Below are 13,028 nucleotides of genomic sequence, written 5' to 3' on the forward strand. Positions count from 1 at the left end.
CACGATCAACCGCGATTGCGTCCCCGCAGCATGCTGTCGAGCACCTCGTCGCGGCGCACCCAGCCATGGAACAGCGCCGCCGCCAAATGCAGCAGCACGGTCAGGAACAACAGATACGCCAGATACCCGTGAGCCTTGCGCAGCAACGCAAATACCTGCGCATCCGCCGGCACGATCGACGGCAATTGCAGGGAGGTGCCGAGCATCACCGGATCCCCCGCCGCGCTGATCATCGCCCAGCCCAGCAGCGGCAACACCAGCATCAGCGCATACAACAACAGATGAGAAGCCTTGGCCGCCATCACCTGCCAGCCCGGCAGATCCGCCGGCAGCGGCGGCTGACGCGTGCCCAGTCGCACCAGAATGCGCACGATCACCAGCAACAGAATCGCGATGCCCAGCGGCTTGTGCAGATTGATCAACCATTCATGCCGCGCCGACACCGAGGTCACCATGCCGGCGCCGATGAACAACATTGCGATGATCATCAACGCCATCAACCAGTGCAGCAACCGCGCCAGCGGATTGAAATGAGTCGGTTGCGTGCTCATGGGCGAGCCTCCTTTTTGCCGGTTGGCAGTTGGCTGACTTCGCTGGTGCGACGCAGGTAGGAATCGGCGTAACCAGCCGAGCGCGCGGCCAGTAACGGATCGTCGGAACCCTGAATGCCGGCCGGCAGCACCAGCGGATCGTAGTTGATGTCACGGCATTCGCCGCTGAGCTGCGGCTGGGTCTTTTCCAGCACCAGGGTGCCGGCGTTCAACATCTTGCGGCCGGCGGGCCAGGTCTTGCTCGCATCGTTCACCGGATCGTCGGCGTTGGCCAACGTGATGTTCAACTGAAAGCGCAGCGGCCCTTCGGCCAGGCGTTGCACCAGGTCTTTTTCAAGGAAGTCGCTACCTTCAGGCGCAGTCGCACCGGCAGCGTCCTGGGCCAGAGGCGTCATGCTCCAGCGCACGGCTTGCTTCTTGCCGCTGGCATCCACCAGATAGAACGCGTTGACGCTGTTGTAGGTTTCCGTCGCGTAACTGGCCGAAGGTTTGGCGGTTTTAATCCAGGTCAGAAACGGCACGGCTTCCGGGTGTGCGGCAAAAAATGCCGGCACCTTGGTCGGATCCGGTTTACCGGTGGCGGGATCCGGCGATTGCGCCTGCTGCAATTGATAGAACGCCTCAGGCGTGCCGACCGGGAACACCGGCATGCTGTTCATCCCGGTGCGCCACTGCTGGCCGTTGGCCTGAGTGAAACGCAGCGCCAGACTGCGGATCGGTACGGCGCTGTCCGGCGCATACGGACTGCCGGCCGGCAACGCAAAGCGCCCGACCACCGGGGTGCGCGGCTCATTGAACACTTGCGCGACAGAATACGGGCGAGCCTCGCCACTGCTCTCGAAATGTCCGATCACGCAAACACCCTTGGCGTGATTGCGGCGAAAGCCGGGATGCACGCCGTTGTTCTTCTCCAGCACATCGACCAACGCTTTCGGCGTCAGGCGTTGTGGGTCAAATGAACCATGAACGTAGGCAAACGCCCCGGCCAGGGCTGCGACCACCACGGCGATTCCGCCAAGCCGCAATACCAGGCTCGCGGCACTCAGTGGCGGGCGTTGTGGCCCGCCGGGCGATGAGCTGCGATCAACCATGAAGCACTCCAGGGCCATCGGCCACAAGTAGGAAGAGTCAGCAAGACGCACACCATCGGGATTTATTCCACGGCCCGGTATTTATTTTTCAGAACGTGGAATAACCTCCAATGCCGGGCGTCTTCCTAGTCCACAGCGTAGTGACTAGCAGAACTTCATGAGCGAATTCGACGAACAACTGAGAGAAATCATTCCCAGATTGCGGCGCTTTGCCGTGTCGTTGACACGCAACAGCAGCAGCGCCGACGACCTGGTACAGGCCAGCCTGGAGAAGGCGCTGTCGGGTTGGGGCGACAAACGCGCCGACGGCGATCTGCGCGCCTGGCTGTTTTCGATCCTGTACCGGCAGTTTCTCGATGCGCATCGGCGTTCGCGGCGGTATGCGCGGATGCTCGAATTCTTCACCGGCCGCGATGACGCCGAGCCCTCGGTGGAACGCACCGTCATTGCCCAATCGACCTTGCAGGCCTTTGACCGACTGCCCACCGAACAGCGCGCGCTGCTGCTGATGGTGTCGGTGGAAGGCCTGACTTATAAGGAGGTCGCCGAGATTCTCGACGTCCCCACCGGCACCGTGATGTCGCGCCTGTCCCGTGCTCGCCAGGCCCTGCGCCAGCTCAGCGACGGGGAAATCAGCAGCCCTTCCTTGCGGATACTCAAATGATCAGTCTGCCTCCCAACGAACGTGACCTGCACGCCTACGTCGACCACCAGCTTAGCGAGGCCGACCGGCATGTGCTGGAAACCTGGCTCGCCAGCCATCCGGACGAAGCGGCGCAGGTTCGCGCCTGGCAACAGGACGCCCAGCACCTGCGCGCCGCCCTCGGCGGTGCCTTGCAACAACCGGCCAATCCGGACCTCGATCCGTCGCTGATTCGCCAGCGCCTCAAACGCCAATCGCGCCGCCAGTGGGCCAGCGCGGCGGTGCTGCTGATTGCCGTCAGCCTCGGCGGTGTCGGTGGCTGGAAAGCCCGGGACATGACCGTGTTTCATCCCCCGGCACCGATGACGGATGCCTTGCAGGCGTACCGTTTGATCGCCCAGCAAGGGCTTCTGCCGGCGGACTACAAGGTCGACGGCGACGGTGACATCCAGCGCTGGCTCGACCGCTATTTCACTCAGGCCAATCGCCTGCCGGACCTGACGGCAGCCGGGTTTGCACCGGTCAGCGGCCGCCTGCTGAGCACCGATGAAGGGCCGGCGGCGATGGTGATGTATGAAGACCAGAGCGGGCACAAGGTCAGTTTCTATGTGCGTCCACCGGGACCGAAAAATACCTTCCTGCCCCGGGGCAGCCGCCAGGACGGGGATCTGCAGGCCGAGTATTGGTCTGGCAAGGGCTACAACTACGCGATGGTCAGTCCGACCGATACCCCGGCGGCGAAAATGCTCAAGCAATCCGTGAGTTTCTAGCCGGTTCAGAACCCCACATCCAGCACCACATTGTCCAGGTAGGTTCCAGCGGGCGGTGTGGTCTGGTCGGTGTAGATTTTCGCGTTGTAATTGAAGATCTGGCTACCGGTGCCCAGCCCGTTGCCGGGGTTGACCTCGGCATCGCTGCTGGCCCGACGGGCCGCGCCGACACTGCCCCAACGGGTGGTACCGACACTCTTGAAAATGTCGTAGGCCAGATAGTTGCTGCCGGAAATCATCCGTCGCCGTCCGCCGACGCTCAGCGCATTCTGCCCGTCGTTCAGCCCCACGGTGTAGGCACTGCCCTTGGTGCAGGCGAGATTGATGGTCTGCCCGGTCACCGGGGTAAACGCGCTGACCACCGGCGCGCTGCCGAATGCGATGTTCGGCGCAGTGATGGTGCAGTCGTTGGACACCGTCAGGTTGACCGTCAACGTCGTGGTACCGCTGTTGATGTCGCGGCCCAGGCAAAGCCCGCCGATGCCGATGCCCGAACAATAATTCCAGTTCCAGAAAATGCTCAGGGTCTCGGTATACACGCCGGCCGCCACGTTGCTGCCGATGGTGGTACCGAAATAGAGCGGAACGGTTTTCGGCACAGTACCGCCGAGCAAACCGAGGGCGTCGATGATGCCGTTGCGGGCGAAGTCATAGGCGGTGCCCCGCGTCAGCGGGTAACTGGTGCTGTTGTTGGCGTAGATCGTGTAACCGATCACGTCGCCAGTGGGCCCGAGCAAACCGCTCTGGGTCGAAGTGACGGTGGCCCAGAAATGGTCATTGTTGGTCAACAGCGACAGCAACGAACCGGTGCAACTCAAGCCTCCATTCAAAGTGGAACTGGGTTGCGAGGTGGTGCGCACGGCGATCGAGCTGATGTTCCCGAACCCGGCCGGCGTGGTGGTGACGACCGAACACAGCGCCTGCGCCAGCCCCGGCAGCAGCAATAACAGCCACAGAACAAGCCGCGCCCGAATCATTGGCACACCAACGGGCCGATCAGCGGCACTTCATCCTGCTGCAGATCGACGCTGAATTGCGCCTGGCAGGTCTTGCCGTCCGCGAGAGTCACCCGCAGCGAGTTCTGGGCCTGGAGGTTTTCCAGATAGACCAGCCCGTCCCAACCGACCACCGTCCGCGTGCCGCTCTGTTCGTGCAGCAGGCCACTGCCCAGCGGCAATTCCTTTTGCTGCGCATCCACCAGCACGATGCTCGCGGCGATCACCCGACTCAGCGGAAACTCCAGCAGATAGCCGCTGCCCCGGCGTACGGCGACACGCTGTTCGACGTTGGGGCTACGCACGTTGGCCGGCAGGTTCAGCGGATCGATTTCGTATTTGCCGCGGTAATAGGCGCTGCTCCACGGCACCAGCAAGTGGCCGTTACGGTCGGTCTGGCCGACCTGCTGGTTCTCGTAGCGCACCGGAATGTCCGCGTAGCCATCGGTGCTGACCACCACGAACGCATCGTCGATGCGGTTGGCGGCAAACACTTGATCATCCATCCACACCAGCGAACCGCTGGCATCGGCCCAACGGGTTTCGGCGTCGGACGTCCCGTAGACGCCGGCCTGCAACTGCACCGATTGCAGGCGCCAGGTCACGTCCGCCTGGCGGTAATCGGCGCCGTCCCCCTTGGCGTAGCCGAGATTGAAGCCCACCCCGCCCTCGGACGGCACGGCGCGGCTGTAGTTAACCCGTTGCTGCGTCTGCCCGGTCTTGCTGCGTTCGCTGCTGATGGCCAGGCTGCCGCGCAGGTCGAACGGAATCACCAGTTGCGCCTGCACCGCCCAGTTGCTGTCGCCGATTTCGCGGTTGGCCGACAGGTAGAAACTGCTGTTGCGCCACAGCGGTTTGCTCCAGCTCAGGTTGAGCAGCCGCGTACGGGTTTCGTCCGCCGCGCGAATATCGAAATAACCGACGCCGAGACTACCCCAGCGTTCAAGGTTGAGGCTCAGGGTCGCCTGTTCACTGCGCTTGCTGAGTGTGGTGTAAGGGCTGTCGACCACGGTCAGGTCGGCATAGAGATCGCGGCGTTGCAGACGCTGATAGGAAAAACTGTAGCGCTGCCCGCTGTATTGATAACCGAGGCTCAGTTGCTGACCGCCGTCGCCATCGAAACGGCTCTGGCTGATCGCGCTGTTGAGCACCCCGAAATTGCCCAGCCGCAAGTTGCCGCCCAGCCCGCCGAGGCTCAGGGAATCCGCCGCTTCTGCGTGGCTTTCCAGAGTAAACGTGTCGCTGACGCCATAGCGCAGACTGCCCGAGGTCACGCCCGGCCCATAGCTGAAATCCTTCAGGCCGTAATCCCGGCGCAACGTACCGGCAGCCACAGAAAAATCGCTCAGGCCTTTTTGCAACAGGCTGCTGGTGACATAGAACGGCACCGTGGTCGACACCTGCCGGCCCAGCGCATCGGTCGTGACTACAACCGCCTCACCCGCGCCGTTGATAAACGGAATGTTGGTCAGGGTGTAAGGCCCCGGTTGCAGGTCGGTGCTGCTGGATTTGTAGCCGTTGATGAACAGATCCACCGAGGACGGCACCGCCGCTTCCCCGGCGAACTGCGGCAACGGATAGGTCACCAGATCCGGGCGCACCGCAAAATCCCTCGAGAATTGCACGCCGCCCAACCGCACCGAACTGCTCCAGGGCAAGGCGCCACTGACCACGTCCCCGGCCTCGTAGGTCAGCATCCGCTCGTCATCGGAGTAGCGCCAGGTGGTGTCGTAACGCAGATAGCCGTTGTCCAGCGTGCTGACCGCATCCCCGGACAACGTGCGGCGATATTGCCCGGTGTTGGACAACGTGCCCCAACTGTCGAACACCCGCACCTCGTTCCACGCCGCCAGATAGGTGCCGGCGTCGTCGGTGTCATTGAGGTACAGGTCATAGTTGAACAAGGCGCCGAAACTGCTCAGCGCCGGGGTGCGCGGATAGACTTCACGGTTGCCGATGAACTGCTCCGGCAGCCAGTCCGGCGGTACGTCGAGCAGCAAGCGCTGGCTGACGCTGTCGTAATCGCTGTGCAGGCCCGGCAGACCGTCAAGATCGACTTCGGCACCAGCATTTTCCGGCAGCTTCATGCCCGTGTCGTGCAATACGCTGGCCGGCAGGAACAGACGTCCGCCGCGCTGCTCCACCGCCACCACCCGGCCGGTATTCATCTGGTTGACCACCAGTTCCAGAAACAACTGTGCATCGCTGACGGCCTCCATGCCGCTGGGAGGCGGCGGCAGTTCGCCGGCCCCGGATGGATGAATGAACATCAGGCACCACGCGCCGGTCATGAGCCACAACGGACGCTGAATACGGCGAGCCCATCCCGGACTCATTAGCGTGTTACGTCCGTCAATGGACTGATTCCTCCTGAAACCGCTGGCGCCGAAACCCGAAAGCTTCGACATGACTCGCTACGGCTATCGCGCCGGCGGAATGCTCTGCACCTTTGCCGCGCCATTGATCCGCCCAGCCAATTCTCCCGCCACCGGTCCCGGTGCCGGCCAGCGCATCACCGCGCCGGGCAATACGTAGCCGAGCAATCCCTCGGCCAGCGGTTTGCTTTGACCGCCCTGTGTGACGGCCACATCGGTCAGTCGCGCATGGACCGCGCCCTGATTGCGCACTTCCACATAAGGACGGCCCTCCACCGCCACCGTGCGCCAGCTCAATTGCGGCAGGCCGATGCCTTTGGGGTCACGCTGGCGGGCGCTGTCTTCCTTGCTCCACAGCCCAGCGCCATAGGCGAACAACGGCACCGAGTAGCGCATCTGGAAGCGGATCGCCGCAGCCGTCTTGCCATCTTCGGCAACGGGGGGCTGGGCCGAGGGGATTTCATCGATGATGATCCGGTACGCCAGTTCCTGGCCTGGCGGCACATCCTTGGTGCGAGTCAGGCGCACCAGTTGCTTCTGGCCCGGCTCGATCTTCGCCACCGGCGGACTGCCGATCACCTCGCGCTGATTGCGGTATTGCTCTTCAAAACCGCTCTGGCTCCAGCCGAACACGCGGATCTGCAGGTTGGCGGTTTCCGTGCCGCGATTTTCCAGCCACAGCGCACTGGCCTGCTGATCGCCCTCCAGCACCGGGTCGATCGGCCAGATCAGCACCGAACTGGCGGCTTGGGCCTTGAGCGTCCCGAACATGACCAGCGCCAGCACGGCGCAACACACGGACGAATAGCGTGACGTGAAAAACCCCATAAATCTGCTCCTTGTCATTTCACATCACCACGAAAGTTGCACCTGCAACACATCGCTGTATGTCCCCCCGGGCTGATTGCCCGGCAATTGCACCTGACCGTAGATCGGCAGACTGATGTTGTTCGCATCGCTGTAGGCCACCGCCACACTCTGGCCGATGCCCAGACTCTGGCTGTATGCCGCATCGCGAAACAGCGTGTACGCCACCTTCGCGCTGCCTCCGCTGATCTGCATGCGTCGCCCGCCGCTGTTGTACTGGCCGCCATCGACCGTCATGTTCAGCGCCACCCCCGGCGTGCATTGCAGCGTGACGCCACCGGTCAACGCGACCTGGACCGTGCCGGTGGCCAGCGCCGACCGCGAACCGAAATTCAGCCCGCCATAGTTCGATACGCCCCCCACCACCAGACAACCCGGCGTCACCGTGGCACTGACCTGAAAACTCTGACTGGTGACCGCCGCCAACGGCAGCGGCAAACTGCCCGCACACAGCAGGAGCAGCACCGCACAGCCATGCCGGCCCATGGCACTAGAACGTCAGTTCAACGGAAATCGTGTCAGTGTAGGTGCCCGCCGGCAGCCCGGCCTTGCCCACCGCCTGACCGTAGATGTTCACGGTCTGCGCCACACCGGTGCTGGCGGCGAGGTTGATCACCCCGTCGATGGCCAGCAATTGCGAGTGCCCGGCGTCGGTGTACAGGTCATACGGCACGTAGTTGGCAACGCCGTCGTAGAGCGCGCGAGTACCGCCCGGCGAGAGCCCGTCATGGGCGCCGGCCCGGACCTTGACCGTCGGCGTGGTGCCGGCCGAGCACAGGATCGACAGCGCCCCGCCCCCGCCGCCCAGCACTTGCCCGGTGGCCGTAGTGAACAGGCTGTTGGCGGTGCCGAAGTTCAACGCACCGAAGTTCAACCCGGTAGAACCGCCGGAACCGTTGACCTGGCAACTGCTGATCAGGATCAGGCTGGAGGTGATCTGGCCGGTGACGGTGGTGGCGGCATTGACGCTGGAAGCGAGCGTCAGGCCGAGCAACGACAAACCTATCCTTGATGCAATCGTACGCATGGTGTCCGTCCTCTACGGGGTTACCAGTCGAGCGTCACCGTCAGGGTGTCGGTATAGACACCAGCCGGTACCGCACGGGTGTTCGCCACCACCGAGCCAAATACCGGGATGGGTATCTGTGCGCCGCTGGTGACAGCGAAATTGTGTTGTTGACCGATGCTGTAGCTCTGGCTGCCGGAGGCATCGAGAAACAGCTGATAAGGGAGTGTCTGGCGACCGTTGCTCAGCCGGCGTGTCGTGCCATCGCCATGAGTGCCGCCGTCGATGGTCACGGTGAACCCGGTGACCGAAGGGTTGCAGGCGACATTCAGCTGGCCACTGCCCGCTTCGCTGAGGCTGGCCTTGATCGGTGCGTTCCAGGTCGGGCCCTGCTGGCCGAAATCGAGAGAGCCCAGCCCGTCCACCGGGCTGGCGGGACTGGTGGCGTTGGTCACCTCGCAGCCGGCGATCAGCGTCAGCCGCGCAAGGATCTGCCCACTGACCGCCGCCGACGCGACCTCGGTGAACAACAGCAATGTGGCTGTGGCGATTATCCGCCCGTGTCTGCCCATCATTGAGCCCCTACTCCTTCAGGATCACTCGACCACTGCGCTCGTCATTGAACGCCCTTCCCTGCGCCACCCGGCTCCACCGAATGGCTGAAAAAACTCCGCGATCACCAGGTGACCGTCACCTTCACCAGATCCGAATACCGGCTGACCCGTGGCACTTCGGCCATCCGCTCGATCCGCCCGTATAACGGCAAGTCCACTGTGCCGCTGTCCGGCACCCGGCCGCTGACCGGCACATCCACCACCAGCGGCACCCGTCGCGCGGCGTCCTGATACAGGCGATAAGGAATCGGCTTGCTGCCGGCCTCCCCCGCCATGTAGCGCACCTCGCCGAGGCCACCGTGCAGGCCGCCATCGACGCGCAACTGGTACGGGGTGTCCGGGTTGCATTCCAGACGCGGCAGGCGCGAATTCGTGAGCGCCGCACCGAGTGGCCCGTCCCGGTCGCCGAGCCGCGCCGTGGTGCCGAAGTCGAGCACGCCCAGTTGTTCGATACCGGCCTCGCGTTGCTGGCCGATCAACTGGCAACCGCGCTGCACATCGACCCGCACCTCGACCTGAAGGTCGGCGGCGTGGACCGGTACCGCGAGCCCGCCCAGCAATGCCCAGACCATCCCTGCATTCACCGCCCGTTCCTTGATGGCGACAGCGTCTCTGTCGTTACAGTGTTTCAGGTTAGCAACGGACGCCGATTGCGCCAGTCGATTGGATCCAGTCACTCGCCGGGATTTGTTTCGAAAGGTTGGCAACACGTCGATTTAAAGTGTTGAAAAATCCTGTACACGCCGCAGATTGCTCTCCGGAAAAACGATAAAGCGCAGTGGAAGCAAAACTACCCGTCTGGTTAAACTACCCCGCCGCGCTCGGGGGGAGCCGGCCCGATGATGACGGAGTGATTGCTGTGCCCGCCCGACCGCCCGACCGTTCGCGTCTGACCCAGCGCTGGTCAGCCTTGCGCCATTTCTTCGGCAAACGCTCCGTTACAAACGCGGGCCAGTGCGCCGCCAGCGCGCAATCGGTGCGTGACTATTTCCGGCAAAAGGCCCACGGCCAGGGCTACACCCTCAGCCACAGCCAGCAGCGGGTCATCGATTGCATGGCCCATCAGGCCGGCCTGTTGTTCGGCACCCCTGCGCAGACTCCGCCCAGCCTGTATCTGCACGGAGCGGTCGGGCGCGGAAAGAGCTGGCTGCTGGATGGATTTTTCCAGGCGCTGCCGATCCAGCAAAAGCGCCGTCTGCATTTCCACGGGTTCTTCGCCCAGTTGCATCAAGGCATATTCGAGCACCGCGACCGCGACGATGCCCTCGCCGTCACCCTCGACGCGTTGCTGACGGACTGTCGGGTGCTGTGTTTCGATGAATTTCATGTGCATGACATCGGCGATGCGATGCTCATCACCCGCCTGTTCAAGGCGCTGTTCAAGCGCGGGATCCTGTTGCTGGTGACCTCCAACTACCCGCCCGAAGGCTTGCTGCCCAACCCGCTGTACCACGCGCGCTTCAAACCGGTGATCGACCTGATCAATGCGCGCATGCAGGTCATGGAAGTCGGCGGCCCGCACGATTACCGCAGCCAGGCGCGCCGGCATGCGCATCAGGTGTTCACCCAGGGCCATTACGTCTGGCCGGCCAGCCCGGCGCAGCGCCTGGCCTTGAACCTGCCGCCCCTCGATGCCTCGCCGTTGCCTTTGCAAGTCGGCAGCCGGCATTTGCAGGCGCGGCTGTGCGAGGACCGGCGCGTCGGTTTCACCTTCAGCGACCTCTGCGAACAGCCCACGGCGGTGATGGATTATCTGGAACTGTGCCGGCGCTTCGACCACTGGATCATCGACGAACTGCCGGAACTGGGCGAATGTTCGATCGCTGCCCAGCAGCGGTTCATCAACCTGATCGACGTGCTCTACGATCAGGACAAACACCTGACCCTGCTCGGCCAACTCCCGTTGCACGAAAGCCTCGGCGGCCAGGCGATCGATCTGGCCCGCACCCGCAGCCGGCTCGGGCAATTGCGCGAAGTGCACGAACCGGGCTGATTTGCCGTTATCATGCGGCCCATTTCCGGCGCGCTGCGCCTTCTCGATAGCGATCCTTTTCATGCACACCCTTGCACAACTGCGCGCCGGCGAACTGTCGGGCATCACCCGGCTGGATCTGGCCGAAGGCTTGAGCGAATTTCCGCCGGAGATTTTCAACCTGGCCGACACGCTGGAAGTGCTCAACCTCAGCGGCAACACCCTGAGCAGCCTGCCGGATGACCTGCATCGTCTGACGCGCCTGCGCGTGCTGTTCTGCTCCGACAATCAGTTCACCCAATTGCCGGCGTGCCTGGGCCAATGCCAGGCCCTGACGATGATCGGTTTCAAGGCCAACCGCATCACTCAGGTGCCCGGCGCGGCGCTGCCGCCAAATCTGCGCTGGCTGATCCTGACCGACAACGCCATCGAAACCCTGCCCACCGAACTGGGCGAACGTCCGCTGCTGCAAAAACTCATGCTTGCCGGCAATCGCCTGCGCGCCCTGCCGCCGTCACTGAGCCAGTGCCATCGGCTGGAGCTGATCCGCATCGCCGCCAACCAGTTGACCGAATTACCACAATGGTTGCTGACCCTGCCGAGCCTGACCTGGCTGGCCTACGCCGGCAATCCGCTGGAAACCGAAGCCGATGCTGCCGCCCTCGACAAAGCGCCCCTGATCGACTGGTCGGCGCTGCAGCTGGAGCAACGGCTGGGCGAAGGCGCCTCCGGGGTCATTTATCGGGCGCAGTGGCAACCCGCGAATCAGCCCGCCACGCCCGTGGCAGTCAAGTTGTACAAGGGCGAGATGACCAGCGACGGCTCGCCGCTGCATGAAATGAACGCGTGCATCACCGCCGGTCTGCATCCGAACCTGATCCGTGTCGAAGGCCGCATCGACCAGCATCCGAATGACCAGCAAGGCCTGGTGATGCAGTTGATCGATCCGAGTTACCGCAACCTGGCCGGGCTGCCGAGCCTGGCGTCCTGTTCACGGGATGTGTATGCCGACGATTGCCGCTTCAGTGCCGACGTTGCCCTGCGCATTGCCCGGGGCATCGCCTCGGTCGCCGGGCATCTGCACCGTCATGGCATCACCCATGGCGATCTCTACGGACACAACATTCTGTTGAACGATCAGGGCGATTGTCTGCTGGGGGATTTTGGTGCGGCGTCGTTCCATGCCATGGCGGATACGCCTGAAACCCGCGCGCTGCAACGCCTCGAAGTGCGTGCGTTCGGGATTTTGCTGGGGGAACTGCTGGCGCGCATCGACTCGGGGTTGAGCGATGAACAGCGTCAGGTGCTGGAAACCCTGGAGCAGCGCTGCTGTCAGCCGGATGTGCTGGCGCGGCCGGGGTTTGGTGAGATCAGCCAGACGTTGCAACACGCCTGAAAAAAAATCGCAGCCCGAGGGCTGCGATTTTCTGGTGTGTCAGCCGGCCAGACCGACGAACATGTCCTGCACGTCGTCATGGTTGTCCAGGCCTTCGAGGAACGCCTCGACTTCAGCCATCTGCTCGTCGCTCAGGCCGCTGACCGGGTTCTTCGGCTGGTAGCCCAGTTTGGCCGACAGCACGGTGAAGCCTTGCTCCGGCAGGGCTTTCTGCACCGAGTCCAGGTCAGTCGGGTCGGTCAGGAACAGGGTCGCGCCCTCTTCGCCCGGCTCGAAATCCTGGGCACCGGCTTCGATCGCGGCCATTTCCGGATCGGCGTCCGGGGTGTCCGGCGACGCTTCGATCATGCCGACATGGTTGAAGTCCCAGGCAACGGAACCGGATGCACCCAGTTGGCCCTTGCGGAACGCCACGCGGATTTCCGCCACGGTGCGGTTGATGTTGTCAGTGACGCACTCGACGATCAGCGGCACCTGATGCGGCGCGAAGCCTTCGTAGGTTACGCGATGGTACTGAACGGTTTCGCCCAGCAGGCCAGCACCCTTCTTGATGGCACGGTCCAGGGTTTCCTTGGGCATTGAGGCTTTCTTGGCCTGTTCGACCACCAGACGCAGGTGTGCGTTGGTGGCGGTATCGGCACCGTTACGCGCAGCAATGGTGATTTCCTTCACCAGTTTGCCGAAGATCTTGCCCTTGGCGTTGGCTGCCGCTTCTTTGTGTTTAACCTTCCACTGTGCGCCCATTACT

Annotated in this window: 14 protein-coding genes; 4 read left to right on the forward strand and 10 right to left on the reverse strand. The window is 63.2% G+C overall.

Annotated elements, in window-relative coordinates:
- Nucleotides 1-5 precede the first annotated feature (5 nt).
- Entirely contained in the window at nucleotides 6-551 is a 546-nt protein-coding gene (locus ABTV87_RS18640) for a cytochrome b (RefSeq protein ID WP_108562741.1), read from the reverse strand.
- Nucleotides 548-1,642 (reverse strand): catalase family peroxidase, encoded by a 1,095-nt coding sequence (locus ABTV87_RS18645; RefSeq protein ID WP_433898098.1) that lies wholly within the window; start codon nucleotides 1,640-1,642, stop codon nucleotides 548-550. The genes ABTV87_RS18640 and ABTV87_RS18645 overlap by 4 nt, the downstream gene beginning before the upstream one ends.
- Before the next feature lie 157 nt (nucleotides 1,643-1,799).
- Between ABTV87_RS18645 and ABTV87_RS18650 the strand changes: the two genes are divergently transcribed.
- A complete protein-coding gene (locus ABTV87_RS18650) occupies nucleotides 1,800-2,306 on the forward strand; it encodes an RNA polymerase sigma factor (protein ID WP_433898099.1) in 507 nt (168 codons plus the stop codon).
- Nucleotides 2,303-3,055, forward strand: coding sequence for an anti-sigma factor family protein (locus ABTV87_RS18655; protein WP_085608349.1), 753 nt, complete (start codon nucleotides 2,303-2,305; stop codon nucleotides 3,053-3,055). Before ABTV87_RS18650 ends, ABTV87_RS18655 begins: the two co-directional genes overlap by 4 nt.
- A gap of 5 nt (nucleotides 3,056-3,060) precedes the next feature.
- On the opposite strand, the gene ABTV87_RS18660 is transcribed toward ABTV87_RS18655, so the two are convergent.
- The 7 genes from ABTV87_RS18660 to ABTV87_RS18690 all read right to left on the reverse strand — a co-directional run bounded on the left by ABTV87_RS18660 (nucleotide 3,061) and on the right by ABTV87_RS18690 (nucleotide 9,484).
- Entirely contained in the window at nucleotides 3,061-4,032 is a 972-nt protein-coding gene (locus ABTV87_RS18660) for a Csu type fimbrial protein (protein WP_433898100.1), read from the reverse strand.
- Nucleotides 4,029-6,386 (reverse strand): fimbria/pilus outer membrane usher protein, encoded by a 2,358-nt coding sequence (locus tag ABTV87_RS18665; protein WP_433898101.1) that lies wholly within the window; start codon nucleotides 6,384-6,386, stop codon nucleotides 4,029-4,031. Before ABTV87_RS18665 ends, ABTV87_RS18660 begins: the two co-directional genes overlap by 4 nt.
- Before the next feature lie 84 nt (nucleotides 6,387-6,470).
- On the reverse strand, nucleotides 6,471-7,253 hold the full coding sequence (locus ABTV87_RS18670) for a fimbrial biogenesis chaperone (RefSeq protein WP_433898102.1): 783 nt from the start codon (nucleotides 7,251-7,253) through the stop codon (nucleotides 6,471-6,473).
- A gap of 24 nt (nucleotides 7,254-7,277) precedes the next feature.
- Nucleotides 7,278-7,778 (reverse strand): Csu type fimbrial protein, encoded by a 501-nt coding sequence (locus tag ABTV87_RS18675; protein WP_433898103.1) that lies wholly within the window; start codon nucleotides 7,776-7,778, stop codon nucleotides 7,278-7,280.
- A 4-nt stretch (nucleotides 7,779-7,782) separates the two neighbouring features.
- Nucleotides 7,783-8,319, reverse strand: a complete 537-nt coding sequence (locus tag ABTV87_RS18680) for a Csu type fimbrial protein (protein ID WP_007951533.1) — start codon at nucleotides 8,317-8,319, stop codon at nucleotides 7,783-7,785.
- A gap of 20 nt (nucleotides 8,320-8,339) precedes the next feature.
- Complete coding sequence (locus ABTV87_RS18685) at nucleotides 8,340-8,873, reverse strand: Csu type fimbrial protein (protein WP_258712016.1); 534 nt, start codon at nucleotides 8,871-8,873, stop codon at nucleotides 8,340-8,342.
- Nucleotides 8,874-8,974: 101 nt separating this feature from the next.
- The gene (locus ABTV87_RS18690; protein WP_258713620.1) at nucleotides 8,975-9,484 is read right to left on the reverse strand and encodes a Csu type fimbrial protein; all 510 of its coding nucleotides are present in this window, start codon (nucleotides 9,482-9,484) and stop codon (nucleotides 8,975-8,977) included.
- Between the two features lie 287 nt (nucleotides 9,485-9,771).
- On the opposite strand from ABTV87_RS18690, the gene zapE reads away from it, so the two are divergent.
- Both zapE and ABTV87_RS18700 read left to right on the forward strand, forming a co-directional pair.
- Nucleotides 9,772-10,905 carry a cell division protein ZapE gene (gene zapE / locus ABTV87_RS18695; protein ID WP_433898104.1) on the forward strand — a complete coding sequence of 378 codons (1,134 nt, stop codon included), beginning with the start codon at nucleotides 9,772-9,774 and terminating at the stop codon, nucleotides 10,903-10,905.
- 61 nt (nucleotides 10,906-10,966) lie between these two features.
- Nucleotides 10,967-12,280 (forward strand): leucine-rich repeat-containing protein kinase family protein, encoded by a 1,314-nt coding sequence (locus ABTV87_RS18700; RefSeq protein WP_433898105.1) that lies wholly within the window; start codon nucleotides 10,967-10,969, stop codon nucleotides 12,278-12,280.
- A 39-nt stretch (nucleotides 12,281-12,319) separates the two neighbouring features.
- Here the strand turns inward: ABTV87_RS18700 and ABTV87_RS18705 are convergent, their stop codons facing one another.
- Nucleotides 12,320-13,024, reverse strand: a complete 705-nt coding sequence (locus tag ABTV87_RS18705) for a YebC/PmpR family DNA-binding transcriptional regulator (protein ID WP_007951538.1) — start codon at nucleotides 13,022-13,024, stop codon at nucleotides 12,320-12,322.
- Nucleotides 13,025-13,028 lie beyond the last annotated feature (4 nt).

Origin of the sequence: Pseudomonas sp. PSE1(2024) (assembly GCF_050990555.1) — a bacterium.
GTDB lineage: Bacteria > Pseudomonadota > Gammaproteobacteria > Pseudomonadales > Pseudomonadaceae > Aquipseudomonas > Aquipseudomonas aphyarum.

Coding starts and splice junctions, on each gene's coding strand:
- ABTV87_RS18640 (WP_108562741.1), bottom strand. CDS start 551: ATGAGCACGCAACCGACTCATTTCAATCCGCTGGCGCGGTTGCTGCAC.
- ABTV87_RS18645 (WP_433898098.1), bottom strand. CDS start 1,642: ATGGTTGATCGCAGCTCATCGCCCGGCGGGCCACAACGCCCGCCACTG.
- ABTV87_RS18650 (WP_433898099.1), top strand. CDS start 1,800: ATGAGCGAATTCGACGAACAACTGAGAGAAATCATTCCCAGATTGCGG.
- ABTV87_RS18655 (WP_085608349.1), top strand. CDS start 2,303: ATGATCAGTCTGCCTCCCAACGAACGTGACCTGCACGCCTACGTCGAC.
- ABTV87_RS18660 (WP_433898100.1), bottom strand. CDS start 4,032: ATGATTCGGGCGCGGCTTGTTCTGTGGCTGTTATTGCTGCTGCCGGGG.
- ABTV87_RS18665 (WP_433898101.1), bottom strand. CDS start 6,386: ATGAGTCCGGGATGGGCTCGCCGTATTCAGCGTCCGTTGTGGCTCATG.
- ABTV87_RS18670 (WP_433898102.1), bottom strand. CDS start 7,253: ATGGGGTTTTTCACGTCACGCTATTCGTCCGTGTGTTGCGCCGTGCTG.
- ABTV87_RS18675 (WP_433898103.1), bottom strand. CDS start 7,778: ATGGGCCGGCATGGCTGTGCGGTGCTGCTCCTGCTGTGTGCGGGCAGT.
- ABTV87_RS18680 (WP_007951533.1), bottom strand. CDS start 8,319: ATGCGTACGATTGCATCAAGGATAGGTTTGTCGTTGCTCGGCCTGACG.
- ABTV87_RS18685 (WP_258712016.1), bottom strand. CDS start 8,873: ATGATGGGCAGACACGGGCGGATAATCGCCACAGCCACATTGCTGTTG.
- ABTV87_RS18690 (WP_258713620.1), bottom strand. CDS start 9,484: ATGGTCTGGGCATTGCTGGGCGGGCTCGCGGTACCGGTCCACGCCGCC.
- ABTV87_RS18700 (WP_433898105.1), top strand. CDS start 10,967: ATGCACACCCTTGCACAACTGCGCGCCGGCGAACTGTCGGGCATCACC.
- ABTV87_RS18705 (WP_007951538.1), bottom strand. CDS start 13,024: ATGGGCGCACAGTGGAAGGTTAAACACAAAGAAGCGGCAGCCAACGCC.